Origin of the sequence: Streptomyces sp. NPDC021020, assembly GCF_044333285.1 — a bacterium.
In the GTDB taxonomy this organism is placed as follows: domain Bacteria; phylum Actinomycetota; class Actinomycetes; order Streptomycetales; family Streptomycetaceae; genus Actinacidiphila.
Genome location: NZ_JBIRQQ010000003.1, coordinates 659,224 through 671,828 on the forward strand (window position 1 = coordinate 659,224; position 12,605 = coordinate 671,828).

A 12,605-nucleotide genomic window follows, 5' to 3' on the forward strand; every position below is an offset into this window, starting at 1 on the left:
GCGCGATCCGCCGCGCCCGTGTGGACTACCGCCAATAAGTCCGCGTGCGCGCGGGCTCACCCCATGACAGGAGGCAAAGCGTGAGCGCGACCGCGGACCACGCGGAGGAGCGGACCAACCCGGCGAGCCGGCTTGGTTTCGAGCCCGGACAGGTGGTCCAGGAGCTCGGGTACGACGAGGACACCGACCAGGAGCTTCGAGAGGGTATCGAGGAGCTCACGGGCGAGGAGCTCGCCGATGAGGAGTACGACGACGTGCCCGACGCCGTCCTGCTGTGGTTCCGCGAGGACGACGGCGACCTCACCGACGCGCTCGTCGACGCGACCTCGACGGTCGACGACGGGTCCCCGATCTGGCTCATGACGCCCAAGACGGGCCGTGACGGCCACGTCGAGCCCAGCGAGATCGGCGAGGCCGCGAAGACGGCGGGCCTCGCCCAGACCAGCAGCGTCAACGCCGCGAAGGACTGGACGGGCACCCGTCTCGTGACCCCGAAGACGGCGAAGGCCGGCAAGCGGTAGCCTTCCCGGCTCACCCGGCGGTGCGGCTTCCCCGCCGCCGGGCTATTCGTGTTTCGCCGGGCGCCGCCAGGAGGGCGCATGAGCATGACCGACCGGCCGGCGCCGGATTTCGCGCTGCCCGACCAGCACGGTCGGACGGTCACCCTCGGAGAGTTCCGCGGGGAGAAGAACGTGGTGCTGGTCTTCTACCCGTTCGCCTTCACGAGCGTGTGCAGCGGCGAGCTGCACGCCCTCCAGCGCGAGCTGGACGCCCTCCAGCAGGAGGACACCGCACTGCTCGCCGTCTCGTGCGACTCCATGCACGCGCAGCGGATGTTCTCCGACCAGGAAGGCTTCGCCTTCCCTCTGCTCAGCGACTTCTGGCCGCACGGCAACGCCTCGCGGGCGTACGGCGTCTTCGACGACGACAAGGGGTGCGCGCTGCGCGGCTCGTTCGTGATCGACCGTGAAGGCGTGGTCCGCTGGTCCGTGGTGAACGGACTGCCGGACGCGCGGGACCTTCACGACTACGTAAAGGCGCTGGAAGCAGTGCGGTCGACGGGAGCGGGTCACTAAGCTCGACCTCGTTGACCGGGTGAATCGCCCGGTCGTACGAACGTATACACGCGAACCGATGGGGAGGACTCGTGGGAGTCAGCCTGAGCAAGGGTGGCAACGTCTCGCTGACCAAGGAGGCGCCCAATCTCACGGCGGTCGTCGTCGGTCTCGGCTGGGACGCGCGCACGACCACCGGATCAGACTTCGACCTCGACGCGAGCGCGCTGCTCACGAACGAGGCGGGCAAGGTGCTGTCGGACCAGCACTTCGTGTTCTTCAACAACCTGCGCAGCCCGGACGGCTCGGTCGAGCACACCGGGGACAACCTCACCGGTGAGGGCGAGGGCGACGACGAGGTCATCAACGTCAACCTCGCGGGTGTGCCGGCCGACGTGGTGAAGATCGTCTTCCCGGTGTCGATCTACGAGGCCGAGCAGCGCCAGCAGAGCTTCGGCCAGGTGCGCAACGCCTACATCCGCGTCCTCAACGCGGCCGACCAGCGCGAGCTGGCCCGCTACGACCTGACCGAGGACGCCTCGACCGAGACGGCGATGGTCTTCGGCGAGCTCTACCGGCACGGCGGGGAGTGGAAGTTCCGCGCCATCGGCCAGGGCTACGCCTCGGGTCTGCGCGGCATCGCGCAGGACTTCGGCGTCAACGTCTGACCGGTCCGGGCGGCCGGACGACAGCGACGAGCAGCAGCGACAGAGCACCGACCTAGGGGGAAGGACCACCATGGGCGTCACATTGGCCAAGGGAGGCAACGTCTCCCTCTCCAAGGCCGCGCCGAATCTCACCCGGGTGCAGATCGGCCTGGGCTGGCGGGCCCGCTCGACCACCGGCGCCGACTTCGACCTGGACGCCAGCGCGCTGCTGTGCGGAAACGGCCGGGTGCTGGGGGACGAGTTCTTTGTCTTCTACAACAATCTGAAGAGTCCGGAGGGCTCGGTCGAGCACACGGGTGACGATCTGACCGGCGGCAGCGGCGGCGACGACGAGACGATCCTGGTGGATCTGACGCTCGTCCCGGAGCGCGTCGACAAGATCGTCTTCCCGGTGTCGATCTACGACGCGGACGCCCGTGCGCAGACCTTCGGACAGGTCAGCGACGCGTACATCCGCGTGGTGAACCAGAGCGACGGAGCCGAGCTGGCCCGCTACGACCTGACCGAGGACGCGTCGACCGAGACGGCGATGATCTTCGGCGAGCTGTACCGCTACAGCGGGGAGTGGAAGTTCCGTGCGGTAGGCCAGGGGTACGCCTCCGGTCTGCGCGGGATCGCCCTAGACTTCGGGGTCAACGTTTCGTAAAGCCCGCACGGTGCGGGGGACCTCGTGGTCATAGGTCACAAGGATTGGGTGGGAAGCACGTGCTCCTCAGAACATTCGGCTGGTCGTTCGGCATCACTGCCGCCGGCCTCGCCCTGGCCGGCGTCCTCTGGGGGTGGCACGGACTCGCGATCGTAGCGATCCTGTCGGTCCTGGAGATCTCGCTCTCGTTCGACAACGCCGTCATCAACGCGGGCATCCTGCGGAAGATGAACGCCTTCTGGCAGAAGATGTTCCTGACGGTGGGCGTGCTCATCGCCGTCTTCGGCATGCGGCTGGTCTTCCCGATCATCATCGTGGCGATCACCGCGAAGCTGAGCCCGTGGGAAGCGGTCAGGGTCGCGATCAACGACCACGACCGCTACGAGGCGCTGGTCACCGGAGCCCACCCGGCCATCGCGGCCTTCGGCGGGATGTTCCTGCTGATGATCTTCCTCGACTTCATCTTCGAGGAGCGCGAGATCACCTGGCTCGGCTGGCTGGAGCGGCCGCTGGCCAAGCTCGGCAAGCTGGACATGCTCTCGGTCGTCATCGCGCTCGTCGTGCTGGTGATCGCGGGCACCACGGTCGCCACCGGCGTGCCGGTGCACGGCGGGCACGGTGAGATCGACAAGGCCGAGACGGTGCTGCTCGCCGGTGTCGGCGGCCTCATCACGTATCTCGTCGTGGGGGGCGTCTCCGGCTTCTTCGAGGAGCGCATCGAGGAGGACGAGGAAGACGACGAGGACGGCGACGGCGAGGCCGAGGGCGCGGCTGCCGAGAAGAAGAGCGGTCCCACCGCCGGGCAGGTGGCGGGGCTGGCCGGCAAGGCCGCGTTCTTCATGTTCCTCTACCTGGAGGTCATCGACGCGTCGTTCTCCTTCGACGGTGTCGTCGGCGCCTTCGCCATCAGCAACGACATCTTCGAGATCGCGCTCGGCCTCGGCATCGGCGCGATGTACATCCGGTCGCTGACCGTCTTCCTGGTCCGCAAGGGCACGCTGGACGACTACGTGTACCTGGAGCACGGCGCCCACTACGCGATCGGCGCGCTGGCCTTCATCCTGCTGGCCACCATCAAGTACGACATCAGCGAGGTCGTCACCGGTCTCGTCGGCGTCGTCCTGATCGCGGCGTCGTACTGGTCGTCGGTGGTACGCAACCGCCGTCTCGGGGAAGGTTCCCAGTCGGCGGACGACGACAAGACGGAAGTCACGACCGGCGTGTGACCGGTCGCCCGTGACGTCCCGCTGCCCCCGCCGCCCGGCGGGGGCAGCGGCACGTGCGGGGGGAGCTACGGCTACGGAGGGGTGGCGGCAATGGCGTGGCGGGACTTCTTCCGGCCGACCGGCGCGGGGCAGTTCGACATGGCGAACGCGCACACGGTCGAGCTGACCAAGCGGCATCCGGTGGTGTCGCTGAGCAAGCAGGGCGCGGCGGTCGGCAACATGCGGGTCAACCTGTCCTGGTCGATGCGCACCTCCGACACCGGCAGCTGGGCGACCGACGACCGCGGTTTCCTGCGCCGCCAGTTCGACGTCTTCCGGCCCCGGGTGGTCCAGGCGGCCGGCCCGGCGATGGTCAACGTCGACCTGGACCTGGCGTGCATGTACGAGCTGGCCGACGGCAGCAAGGGCGTCGTGCAGCCGCTCGGCGAATTCCACGGCGACCTGGACGCGCCGCCGTACATCCAGATGAGCGGCGACGACCGCTTCGGCGGCACCTCCGGCGAGACGCTCTACATCAACTTCGACAAGCGCGACGAGTTCAAGCGGCTGCTGGTCTTCGTCTACATCTACGACGGCACGCCCGCCTTCGACCGCGCGCACGCCAAGGTCGAGATCTTCCCCGGCTCCGGCCCGCGCATCGAGATCCCGCTCAACGAGCGCGAGCCGCAGGCCCGCTCGTGCGCCGTGGTGCTCATCGAGAACGTCAAGGGCGAGCTGACCGTGCGCCGCGAGGTGAAGTACGTCTACGGCTTCCAGGCCGAGATCGACCGGCTCTACGGCTGGGGCCTGCAGTGGGGCCGCGGCTACAAGTCCAAGCTCTGACCGCGGCGCCTGCCCGTACCGCCGCGGCTCAGCGCTGCGGCTGGAACTGCGGCCCCTGCGGGGGCAGTACGAAGGCCGGGCCGCCCACCGCGGAGGCGGCCACCGGCTGCGGGTAGCCGTACGCCGGGTAGCCGCCCTGCGGCTGCTGGTGCACCGGCGGCGCGGCGGGCGGCGGCGGGGGCGCGGTCACGGGCGGGGCCACCGGCGGGGCGGCGGCGACGGGCTGCGGGTAGCCGTACGCGGGCTGCGCGGGGACATGGCCGACGGCGGGCGCGGGCAGCGGGTAGCCGTACGCGCTGGACGGGTCGGGCGAGGGCGCGGCGTGCGGGCGGGTCTGCACCTGCGACGGGCTCGGCGGCTGCGGCGGTCGGCTCTGCGCGGGGGCGGGCGCCGGAGCGGGGGCCTGGGCCGCGGCGGTGTCGCCCTCCGCGGGCCCGGCCGCCTCCTCCGCCGCGTCGTCCACCGTGATGCCGAACTCGGTCGCCAGCCCCACCAGGCCGGACGCGTAGCCCTGCCCCACCGCGCGGAATTTCCAGCCGCCGTCCTTGCGGTACAGCTCGCCGCAGTTGAGCGCGGTCTCGGCGCCGGTGTCGGGGCGCACGTCGAAGGTCACCAGCGGCGGGCCGCCGGGCGCGGAGGTGTCGTACAGCAGCACGCACAGGTCGCGGACCAGCCGGAAGGGCCCGCCGTCGCAGGAGGCGGCGACGACCGCCCGCTCGACCGTGGGGTCCAGCGCCGCGAGATCCACCTCGACGGTGTCGGTCAGGCCCTCGGCCACCCGGTGCTTGGGCAGGTGGCGGGCCAGGCCCGAGGGGTGCCGGGGGGCGTTGTAGAAGACGAAGTCGGCGTCCGAGCGCACCTTGCCGCCGCGGTCCAGCAGCAGCACGGAGGCGTCCACGTCGGGTGTTCCGCTGCCGGGGCTCCAGCGCAGCACCGCGCGGATGCCGGGGGCGTCGAGGGGGACGTTCGAGCCCTTCACCATCACGTGCGTCATGCCCGCCATCCTGCCCTTCCGGCGGGCCGCCCCACAACGCCGGACGGGCCCGAGGGCCCCCGCGGCGGCGCTTCCGCGGCCCCGGCCCCCGCCGTACGGTGGGTGGGATCCTCCGGGTCACCCCGCCGACCTGCGGTGGTTACGTGTTCTTCACGTACGGAGGGAACGTCTCGTGCATGCTCGCTCGTACGATAATCGGCCAGATGTCCTCTCGGCCCATCATGTGACCCGTACCTGGAAAGGGGGCGCCATGCGACACTTCGGCCACCTCGCCGCCGAAACGCGGCAGGAGCTGTTTCACATCGAGCCACGGGAATTCACCTCCGATTCGCCCGCGGCGATGCTCGCGGTGGCCCTCGGCGCGACCCTCTACTCGCCGGCGACCAGGCCCACCCTCGCCGACGACGTGCTGAAGCAGGCCGCGCGCGGGGTCGTGTCCATGGTGCTGTGCCTGGAGGACTCCATCGACGACCGCGACGTGGAGGCCGGCGAGGCCAACATCGTCCGGCACTTCCGCGACCTCGCCGAGCGCCCCGACACGGCCGGCGCCCTTCCGCTGCTCTTCATCCGGGTCCGCACCCCCTGGCAGATCACCGACCTCACCACCCGGCTCGGCGACAGCGTGGCGCTGCTGTCGGGCTTCGTGCTGCCGAAGTTCACCGAGGAGACCGGCGTCCCCTTCCTGGAGGCGCTCACCGCCGCCGAGGCCGCGTGCGGGCGCCGGCTGTTCGCCATGCCCGTGCTGGAGTCGCCGGAGCTGATGCACCTGGAGACCCGGGTCGAGGCGCTCAACGGCATATCCCGCACCGTCGACAAGTACCGCGAGCGGGTGCTCGCGCTGCGGCTGGGCGTCACCGACTTCTGCTCCTCCTACGGCATCCGCCGCGGGCCCGCCATGACCGCGTACGACGTGCGGATCGTCGCCTCGGTGATCGCCGACGTCGTCAACGTCCTCGGCCGCGCCGACGGCTCCGGCTTCACCGTGACCGGCCCGGTCTGGGAGTACTTCCGCCACCAGGAGCGCATCTTCAAACCGCAACTGCGCCGCAGCCCCTTCGCCGAGGGCGAGTCCGAGGACCTGCGCGCCGCGCTGCTGGAGCGGGACATGGACGGGCTGCTGCGCGAGATCGAACTGGACCGCGCCAACGGCCTCCAGGGCAAGACCTGCATCCACCCCACCCACGTCCCGATCGTGCACGCGCTGAACGTCGTCACGCACGAGGAGTACAGCGACGCCGCCGACATCCTGCACCAGGACCGCAGCGGCGGCGGAGTGCTGCGCTCCGCCTACACGAACAAGATGAACGAGGTCAAACCGCACCGCGCCTGGGCCGAGCGCACCCTGCTGCGGGCCGAGGCCTTCGGCGTCGCGCGCGAGAGCATCAGCTTCGTCGAACTCCTCGCGGCCTGTGTTCCCGCCGCCTGACCAGGCATCCTTGTACGAGACATGAAATTCACCGGAGAGAACCGCCCCCGCCCCGCCGCGGACGCCGCCCCCTGGACCGGCCAGTGGGTCGCCGACCGGCTCGGTATAGCCCTGCACGGCGAGGGCCTGCCCGGCCTGCTCGGCCTCGCCCTGCGCCGCAACCCCAAGCGCGCCCACCTGCTGGTCTCCCACGTGCTCGGCAAGCACGTCCCGCAGCGCCCCGGCACGGTCTACGGGCACGCCCGCGACCTCGGCCTGCGGGTCCGCGCGCTGCTCGGCGAGCAGGACGCCGCGCGCGCCGTCGTCGTCGGCTACGCCGAGACCGCGACCGGGCTCGGGCACGCCGTCGCCGACGGCGTCGGGCCCGTGCCGTACCTGCACTCCACCCGCCGCGAGGTGCCCGGACTCGCCTCCGGCGGCGCCTTCCAGGAGGAGCACAGCCACGCCACCGGCCACCTGCTGCTGCCCGAGGACCCGGCGCTGCTGGCCGGGACGGGTCCGCTGGTGCTCGTGGACGACGAATTCTCCACCGGGCAGACGGTGCTCAACACGATCCGCGACCTGCACGCCCGCCACCCGCGCGGGCACTACGTCGTCGTCGCCCTCACCGACATGCGCGGCCCCGCCGACCACGCCCGGCTCACCGCCTTCGCCGCCGAGCTGGGCGCCCGGGTCGACGTGCTGTCCCTGGCCGCCGGGACGGTCACGCTGCCGGACGGCGTGCTGGCCGACGCCCAGGCCCTCGTCGCCGAGCTGACGCCCGCCGCGCCCGACCCGGCCGCCGCCCCCGCCGCCGAGGTCCGGCGCGTCGAGCTGGACTGGCCCGCCGGGGTGCCCGACGGGGGCCGGCACGGCTTCCTGCCCGCGCACCGCGCCGCGCTGGAGGCCGCACTGCCCGCCATGGGCCGCCGCCTCGCCCGCGCCCTGCCCGCGGACGCGCGCCGGGTGCTCGTACTCGGTACCGAGGAGCTGATGTACGCGCCGCTGCGGCTCGCGCAGGCCCTGGAGGCGTACGCGCCCGGCGGGGCGCCGGCGGGGGCGCAGGAGGGCGCCGAGGGGCTTTCCCCGGAGAGCGTCGGCGTCGAGGCGTACTTCTCCACGACCACCCGCTCGCCCGTGCTCGCCGTCGACGACCCCGGCTACGCGATACGCAGCCGGCTGGTCTTCCCGGCGCACGACGACCCCGCCGACGACGGCTCGCGCGAGCGGTACGCGTACAACGTCGCCGGGGCCGGCTTCGACGCCGTCGTGTGCGTCACCGACTCCGCGGGCGACACCCCGGCCCTGCACTCGCCCGGCGGCCTGCTCGCCCGGCTCGCCCCGCACACCGGCGCGGTGCTGCTCGCCGTCGTCCCCACCCACGAGCCCGCCCCTTCCCGACCGAACGGAAACCACGGCCTGATGAGTGCAACCCCCGGACCGCTGCGCGGCCCCGCCTTCGGCTCGTACGCCGCGGACGAGGTGGGCTGGCTGCTCAAGGACCTGTCCGACGTGCAGCTCGAAGCGCCCACCGAGGAGCGCGAGGAGGCCATCCAGAGCGGTGGCGCCCACTACGCCGAGTCGCTGCCGGTCGAATACCAGCCCAGCGCCGCCTACCAGGATCTCTTCCGGGCCGCCCTGGAGACCTCCGCCGGGCGCATCGCCCGCGCGGTCGGCGCCGTCACCGAGCTGGTGCTCGCCGAGCGCGGGCCCGGCGCCGTCCTGGTGTCGCTGGCCCGGGCCGGCACCCCGGTCGGCGTGCTGATGCGCCGCTGGGCCCGGCAGGCGCACGGCCTGGAGCTGCCGCACTACGCCGTCTCCATCGTCCGCGGCCGCGGCATCGACCCCGCCGCGCTGCGCTGGCTCGCCGCCCACCACGACCCGGCCGACTGCGTCTTCGTCGACGGCTGGACGGGCAAGGGCGCCATCACCCGCGAACTCGCCGACGCCATCGGCGCCTTCCCCGAGTTCGCCCGCTTCCGCCCGGAGATCGCGGTGCTCGCCGACCCCGGCGGCTGCGTGTCCACGTACGGCACCCGCGACGACTTCCTGATCCCGTCCGCGTGCCTGAACTCCACCGTCTCCGGCCTCGTCTCGCGCACCGTGCTGCGCGCCGACCTCGTCGGGCCCGGCGAATTCCACGGCGCCAAGTTCTACCGCGAGCTGGCCGGCTCGGACGTCTCCGCGCTCTTCCTCGACACCGTCACCGCCGCCTTCGACGAGGTCGGCGACGACGTGGCCCAGGACGTCAAGGCGCTGCGCGCGCAGGACCGCTCCCCGACATGGGAGGGCTGGGCGGCCGTCGAGCGGATCAGCGAGGAGTACGGCATCGGCGACGTCAACCTCGTCAAGCCCGGCGTCGGCGAGACCACCCGCGTCCTGCTGCGGCGCGTCCCGTGGAAGATCCTCGCCTCGCGCGGCGCGGGCGCCGACCTCGACCACGTACGCCTGCTCGCCGAGCAGCGCGGGGTGCCCGTCGAGGAGACCGACGACCTGCCGTACTCGTGCGTCGGCCTCATCCACCCGCGCTACACCCGCGGCGCGACCGGCACCGACGGCAAGGCGGTGACCAGCCGGTGAACCGCGTCTACAGCCGGACGATCGTCGCGAGCGACCTCGACCGCACCCTCATCTACTCGGCCGCCGCGCTCGCCCTGGGCATGCCCGACGAGCAGGCCCCGCGGCTGCTGTGCGTCGAGGTGCACGAGAGCCGGCCGCTGTCCTTCATGACCGAGGCGGCCTCGCGCCTGCTGGCCGAGCTCTCCGACGCCGTGCGCTTCGTGCCCGCCACCACCCGCACCCGCAAGCAGTACCGCCGGATCAGCCTGCCCGGCGCGACGCCGAGCTACGCGATCTGCGCCAACGGCGGGCACCTGCTGGTCAACGGGCGCACCGACCACGACTGGAACGCCGAGATGCGGCGCCGGCTCGCCGACGGCTCCGCCCCGCTCGACGAGGTGCGCGCGCACCTGGCCGCGACCGCCGACCCCGAGTGGCTGCGCAAGGAGCGGATCGCCGAGGACCTCTTCTGCTACCTGGTCGTCGACCGCGAACGGCTCCCCGCCGGATGGGTCAAGGAACTCGCCGCCTGGGCCGAACCGCTCGGCTGGACGGTGTCCCTCCAGGGCCGCAAGATCTACGCGGTGCCCCGGCCGCTGTCCAAGAGCGCGGCGCTGGCCGAGGTCGTCCGCCGCGCGGGCGCCGACCGCATCCTGGCCGCCGGCGACTCCCTCCTGGACGTCGACCTCCTCCTGGCCGCCGACGCCGGCTGGACCCCGGCCCACGGCGAACTCTCCGACACCGGCTGGACCGCCCCGACCGTCACCCCCCTCCCGACAGCGGGCGTAGCGGCCGGCGAACAGATCCTCCGGGAGTTTTTGACGCACGTGTGAGGGCGACAACCAGGGGCGCGTGGGGGCACCTCCCGGGCGGAGCCTGGGGGAGAACTGCGCGACAAGCCACCCACCGGCGGAAGGTCGCGGGACTGGCAGCAAGTGGCACCCCGAGGCGTCAGCCCTCCCGCGTGGAGACGACGCGGTCACAGAAGCGCCGCCCCCTCTCCACCCGAACGGAGTTCGCCCGTTCGCTGGAGGCGATGAACTCCCGCGCCTCCTCCTCGCTGCGCCCACCGCGCAGGTGCCTGCGCAGGAGGCGGCGCTCGCGGAGGCGGCGCGGTGTCTCGACGTACCAGAGCTCGTCCAGCAGGTCGCGCACCCGCGCCCAGCCGGGCCCGTCGTCGGCGAGGTAGTTGCCCTCGGTGACGACGAGCGCGGTGCCCGCGGGCACGACGAGCCCCGCCGCTATCGGCTCGTCGAGGCGGCGGTCAAAGTCGGGCGCGTACACCGGACGCGCCCGCTCCGCGCGCAGCCGCTCCAGCAGCACCACGTAGCCGTCCACGTCGAAGGTCTCGGGCGCGCCCTTGCGGTCCCGCAGGTCCAGCCGGTCCAGCTGCGCGTTGGACAGGTGGAAGCCGTCCATGGGTACGTACGCGGCCGTCCCGGCGCCCAGCCGCTCGTCGACGCCCGCGACCAGCCGCCTGGCCAGCGTCGACTTTCCCGCGGCGGGCGCGCCCGCGAGCCCCAGCAGCGCACGGCGGCCTGGAATGCTGGGCACCAGGGCGACCGCGTCATCGACAAGCATCCCGTCACCCTAAGTGCCAGACCTGGGAGCAGACTCGTGTACGAAACGAAAAACCCGCAGCTCACGCCCGAGCTGTACGCATACGTCCTGGAGCACAATCCGCTCGACCCGGTGCAACGCGAACTGGTGGACGTCACCCACCAGCGGCTCGGCGACGTCGCGGGCCTCCAGACGGCGCAGGAGCAGGGCCCGCTGCTGGCGTTTCTGGTGCGGCTGACCGGCGCGCGGCAGATTGTCGAGGTCGGCACCTTCACCGGCTTCTCGACGCTGTCCATGGCGCAGGCGCTCCCCGCGGACGGGCGCGTCATCGCGTGCGACGTCTCCGAGGAGTGGACGGCGGTGGGCCGCGAGGCGTGGCGGAAGGCGGGCGTCGCCGACCGCATCGACCTGCGGATCGCCCCGGCCCTCGACACGCTGCGGGCGCTGCCGCCGGGCCCGTGGATCGACCTGGTCTTCCTCGACGCCGACAAGGGCTCCTACGTCGACTACTGGGAGGAGCTGGTGCCGCGGACGAACCCCGGCGGCCTGCTGGTCGTCGACAACACCCTCTTCCACGGCGACGTCTCCGACCCGGACACCACCGGCGGCGGCGCGGCGATCCGCGCCTTCAACGACCATGTGCGGGCCGACGACCGGGTCGAGGACGTACTGCTCACGGTCGCGGACGGCCTGACGCTGGCCCGCCGCCGCTAGCCCGGGCCGGCCGGCGCATAGGGCCACCGGTCATACGTATCAGGTATGACCGGTGGCCCTATGTGCCGGAAACGGTGCCCTCAGTGCTGCGGGATGCCGCGCGGCGGCGGGCGGCGCGCAGGGGTCTTCCTGCGGGCCTCGTACTCCCGCGCGGCCTCCTCCGGGTGCCGTCGGCGCCAGTACGGGTTGTCGTGCGGCAAGCCGCCCGTCACCCGCCCGTACATCCCGAAGAACAGCAGCAGCAGCCCCACCCCGAAGCTGAAGAGCACGTTGGACATCTTGAACGCCAGCAGGTTGCTGTCCGTGTCCAGCAGCGCCAGATTCACGAAGCCGCTGATCAGGAAGGCGGCGCCGACGCAGATGTTGAGGGTGGAGGCGAAGTTGCCGCCGATGACCATGCCGACGAAGAGGAGCGCGCCGACGCCGATCGAGATCGAGCTGAGCGCGCCGTTGGAATTCAGGCCCGCGACGCGCTCGCCCGCCTGGTTCAGGAACGAGACGTGGTTGAGCAGGCCCAGGATGCCGAAGACGACGAGGATCAGGCCCATCAGTCCGGCGCCGAAGCGGTAGACCTGGCTGAGCCGGTGGTCGACGGGGACGTGGTCGTTCAGCTGCATGGGCGCCTCCTTCGGGAGGTCGGCCGTATGAGGACGCCGCTTCCCAGGATAGGCCGGGCACCGCCGCCCGGCAGCGCGGTCCCGATACGCTGGGGCCATGCCTCGTTACGAATACCGCTGCAAGACGTGCGGTGCGACCTTCGAAATGCGCCGCCCCATGTCGCAGTCCGGCGCCCCCGCGCCCTGCCCCAAGGGCCACGGCGACACCGTCAAGCTGCTCTCGACGGTCTCGGTCGGCGGCACCGCCGCGTCCTCCGGAGGCCCCGCCGCGGCCCCGGCCCCCGCGGGCGGTGGCGGCGGCTGCTGCGGCGGTGGCTGCTGCGGCTGAGCCGCCGGGTA

General features: G+C 72.1%; 14 protein-coding genes. 11 read left to right on the plus strand and 3 right to left on the minus strand.

Features of this window, described 5'->3' with window-relative positions:
* The first annotated feature begins 80 nt into the window (after positions 1–80).
* From ACH4SL_RS11335 to ACH4SL_RS11360, 6 genes are all read left to right on the plus strand, one after another.
* On the plus strand, positions 81–521 hold the full coding sequence (locus tag ACH4SL_RS11335) for a DUF3052 domain-containing protein (RefSeq protein WP_398443749.1): 441 nt from the start codon (positions 81–83) through the stop codon (positions 519–521).
* 78 nt (positions 522–599) lie between these two features.
* A complete protein-coding gene (locus tag ACH4SL_RS11340; RefSeq protein ID WP_398443751.1) occupies positions 600–1,076 on the plus strand; it encodes a peroxiredoxin in 477 nt (158 codons plus the stop codon).
* 71 nt (positions 1,077–1,147) lie between these two features.
* Positions 1,148–1,723: a TerD family protein gene (locus tag ACH4SL_RS11345; protein ID WP_398443753.1), complete on the plus strand. Its 576-nt coding sequence runs from the start codon at positions 1,148–1,150 to the stop codon at positions 1,721–1,723.
* A gap of 70 nt (positions 1,724–1,793) precedes the next feature.
* Positions 1,794–2,369: a TerD family protein gene (locus tag ACH4SL_RS11350; protein WP_398443755.1), complete on the plus strand. Its 576-nt coding sequence runs from the start codon at positions 1,794–1,796 to the stop codon at positions 2,367–2,369.
* A gap of 59 nt (positions 2,370–2,428) precedes the next feature.
* Positions 2,429–3,595, plus strand: coding sequence for a DUF475 domain-containing protein (locus tag ACH4SL_RS11355; RefSeq protein WP_398443757.1), 1,167 nt, complete (start codon positions 2,429–2,431; stop codon positions 3,593–3,595).
* A gap of 90 nt (positions 3,596–3,685) precedes the next feature.
* Positions 3,686–4,417: a Tellurium resistance gene (locus ACH4SL_RS11360; RefSeq protein WP_398443759.1), complete on the plus strand. Its 732-nt coding sequence runs from the start codon at positions 3,686–3,688 to the stop codon at positions 4,415–4,417.
* A gap of 28 nt (positions 4,418–4,445) precedes the next feature.
* Here the strand turns inward: ACH4SL_RS11360 and ACH4SL_RS11365 are convergent, their stop codons facing one another.
* Complete coding sequence (locus ACH4SL_RS11365) at positions 4,446–5,411, minus strand: TerD family protein (protein ID WP_398443761.1); 966 nt, start codon at positions 5,409–5,411, stop codon at positions 4,446–4,448.
* A 250-nt stretch (positions 5,412–5,661) separates the two neighbouring features.
* Here ACH4SL_RS11365 and ACH4SL_RS11370 point away from each other — a divergent pair, with 250 nt between their 5' ends.
* The 3 genes from ACH4SL_RS11370 to ACH4SL_RS11380 are packed head-to-tail and all read left to right on the plus strand — an operon-like array spanning position 5,662 to position 10,208.
* Complete coding sequence (locus ACH4SL_RS11370) at positions 5,662–6,837, plus strand: HpcH/HpaI aldolase/citrate lyase family protein (RefSeq protein ID WP_398443763.1); 1,176 nt, start codon at positions 5,662–5,664, stop codon at positions 6,835–6,837.
* A gap of 21 nt (positions 6,838–6,858) precedes the next feature.
* A complete protein-coding gene (locus ACH4SL_RS11375) occupies positions 6,859–9,396 on the plus strand; it encodes a phosphoribosyltransferase (protein ID WP_398443765.1) in 2,538 nt (845 codons plus the stop codon).
* Positions 9,393–10,208, plus strand: coding sequence for an HAD family hydrolase (locus ACH4SL_RS11380; RefSeq protein ID WP_398443767.1), 816 nt, complete (start codon positions 9,393–9,395; stop codon positions 10,206–10,208). The genes ACH4SL_RS11375 and ACH4SL_RS11380 overlap by 4 nt, the downstream gene beginning before the upstream one ends.
* A 118-nt stretch (positions 10,209–10,326) precedes the next feature.
* Here the strand turns inward: ACH4SL_RS11380 and ACH4SL_RS11385 are convergent, their stop codons facing one another.
* A complete protein-coding gene (locus ACH4SL_RS11385) occupies positions 10,327–10,956 on the minus strand; it encodes a nucleoside/nucleotide kinase family protein (protein ID WP_398443769.1) in 630 nt (209 codons plus the stop codon).
* Between the two features lie 36 nt (positions 10,957–10,992).
* On the opposite strand from ACH4SL_RS11385, the gene ACH4SL_RS11390 reads away from it, so the two are divergent.
* Positions 10,993–11,649 carry an O-methyltransferase gene (locus tag ACH4SL_RS11390; RefSeq protein WP_398443771.1) on the plus strand — a complete coding sequence of 219 codons (657 nt, stop codon included), beginning with the start codon at positions 10,993–10,995 and terminating at the stop codon, positions 11,647–11,649.
* An 80-nt stretch (positions 11,650–11,729) separates the two neighbouring features.
* On the opposite strand, the gene ACH4SL_RS11395 is transcribed toward ACH4SL_RS11390, so the two are convergent.
* Entirely contained in the window at positions 11,730–12,266 is a 537-nt protein-coding gene (locus ACH4SL_RS11395; RefSeq protein ID WP_398443773.1) for a DUF4383 domain-containing protein, read from the minus strand.
* Between the two features lie 97 nt (positions 12,267–12,363).
* Between ACH4SL_RS11395 and ACH4SL_RS11400 the strand changes: the two genes are divergently transcribed.
* A complete protein-coding gene (locus ACH4SL_RS11400) occupies positions 12,364–12,594 on the plus strand; it encodes a zinc ribbon domain-containing protein (RefSeq protein ID WP_398443775.1) in 231 nt (76 codons plus the stop codon).
* Positions 12,595–12,605: the final 11 nt, after the last annotated feature.

Bases quoted from the DNA above. Each gene is read 5' to 3' on its own strand.
- ACH4SL_RS11340 (WP_398443751.1), top strand. From the start codon at position 600: ATGAGCATGACCGACCGGCCGGCGCCGGATTTCGCGCTGCCCGACCAG.
- ACH4SL_RS11350 (WP_398443755.1), top strand. From the start codon at position 1,794: ATGGGCGTCACATTGGCCAAGGGAGGCAACGTCTCCCTCTCCAAGGCC.
- ACH4SL_RS11360 (WP_398443759.1), top strand. From the start codon at position 3,686: ATGGCGTGGCGGGACTTCTTCCGGCCGACCGGCGCGGGGCAGTTCGAC.
- ACH4SL_RS11365 (WP_398443761.1), bottom strand. From the start codon at position 5,411: ATGACGCACGTGATGGTGAAGGGCTCGAACGTCCCCCTCGACGCCCCC.
- ACH4SL_RS11370 (WP_398443763.1), top strand. From the start codon at position 5,662: ATGCGACACTTCGGCCACCTCGCCGCCGAAACGCGGCAGGAGCTGTTT.
- ACH4SL_RS11375 (WP_398443765.1), top strand. From the start codon at position 6,859: ATGAAATTCACCGGAGAGAACCGCCCCCGCCCCGCCGCGGACGCCGCC.
- ACH4SL_RS11385 (WP_398443769.1), bottom strand. From the start codon at position 10,956: ATGCTTGTCGATGACGCGGTCGCCCTGGTGCCCAGCATTCCAGGCCGC.
- ACH4SL_RS11395 (WP_398443773.1), bottom strand. From the start codon at position 12,266: ATGCAGCTGAACGACCACGTCCCCGTCGACCACCGGCTCAGCCAGGTC.
- ACH4SL_RS11400 (WP_398443775.1), top strand. From the start codon at position 12,364: ATGCCTCGTTACGAATACCGCTGCAAGACGTGCGGTGCGACCTTCGAA.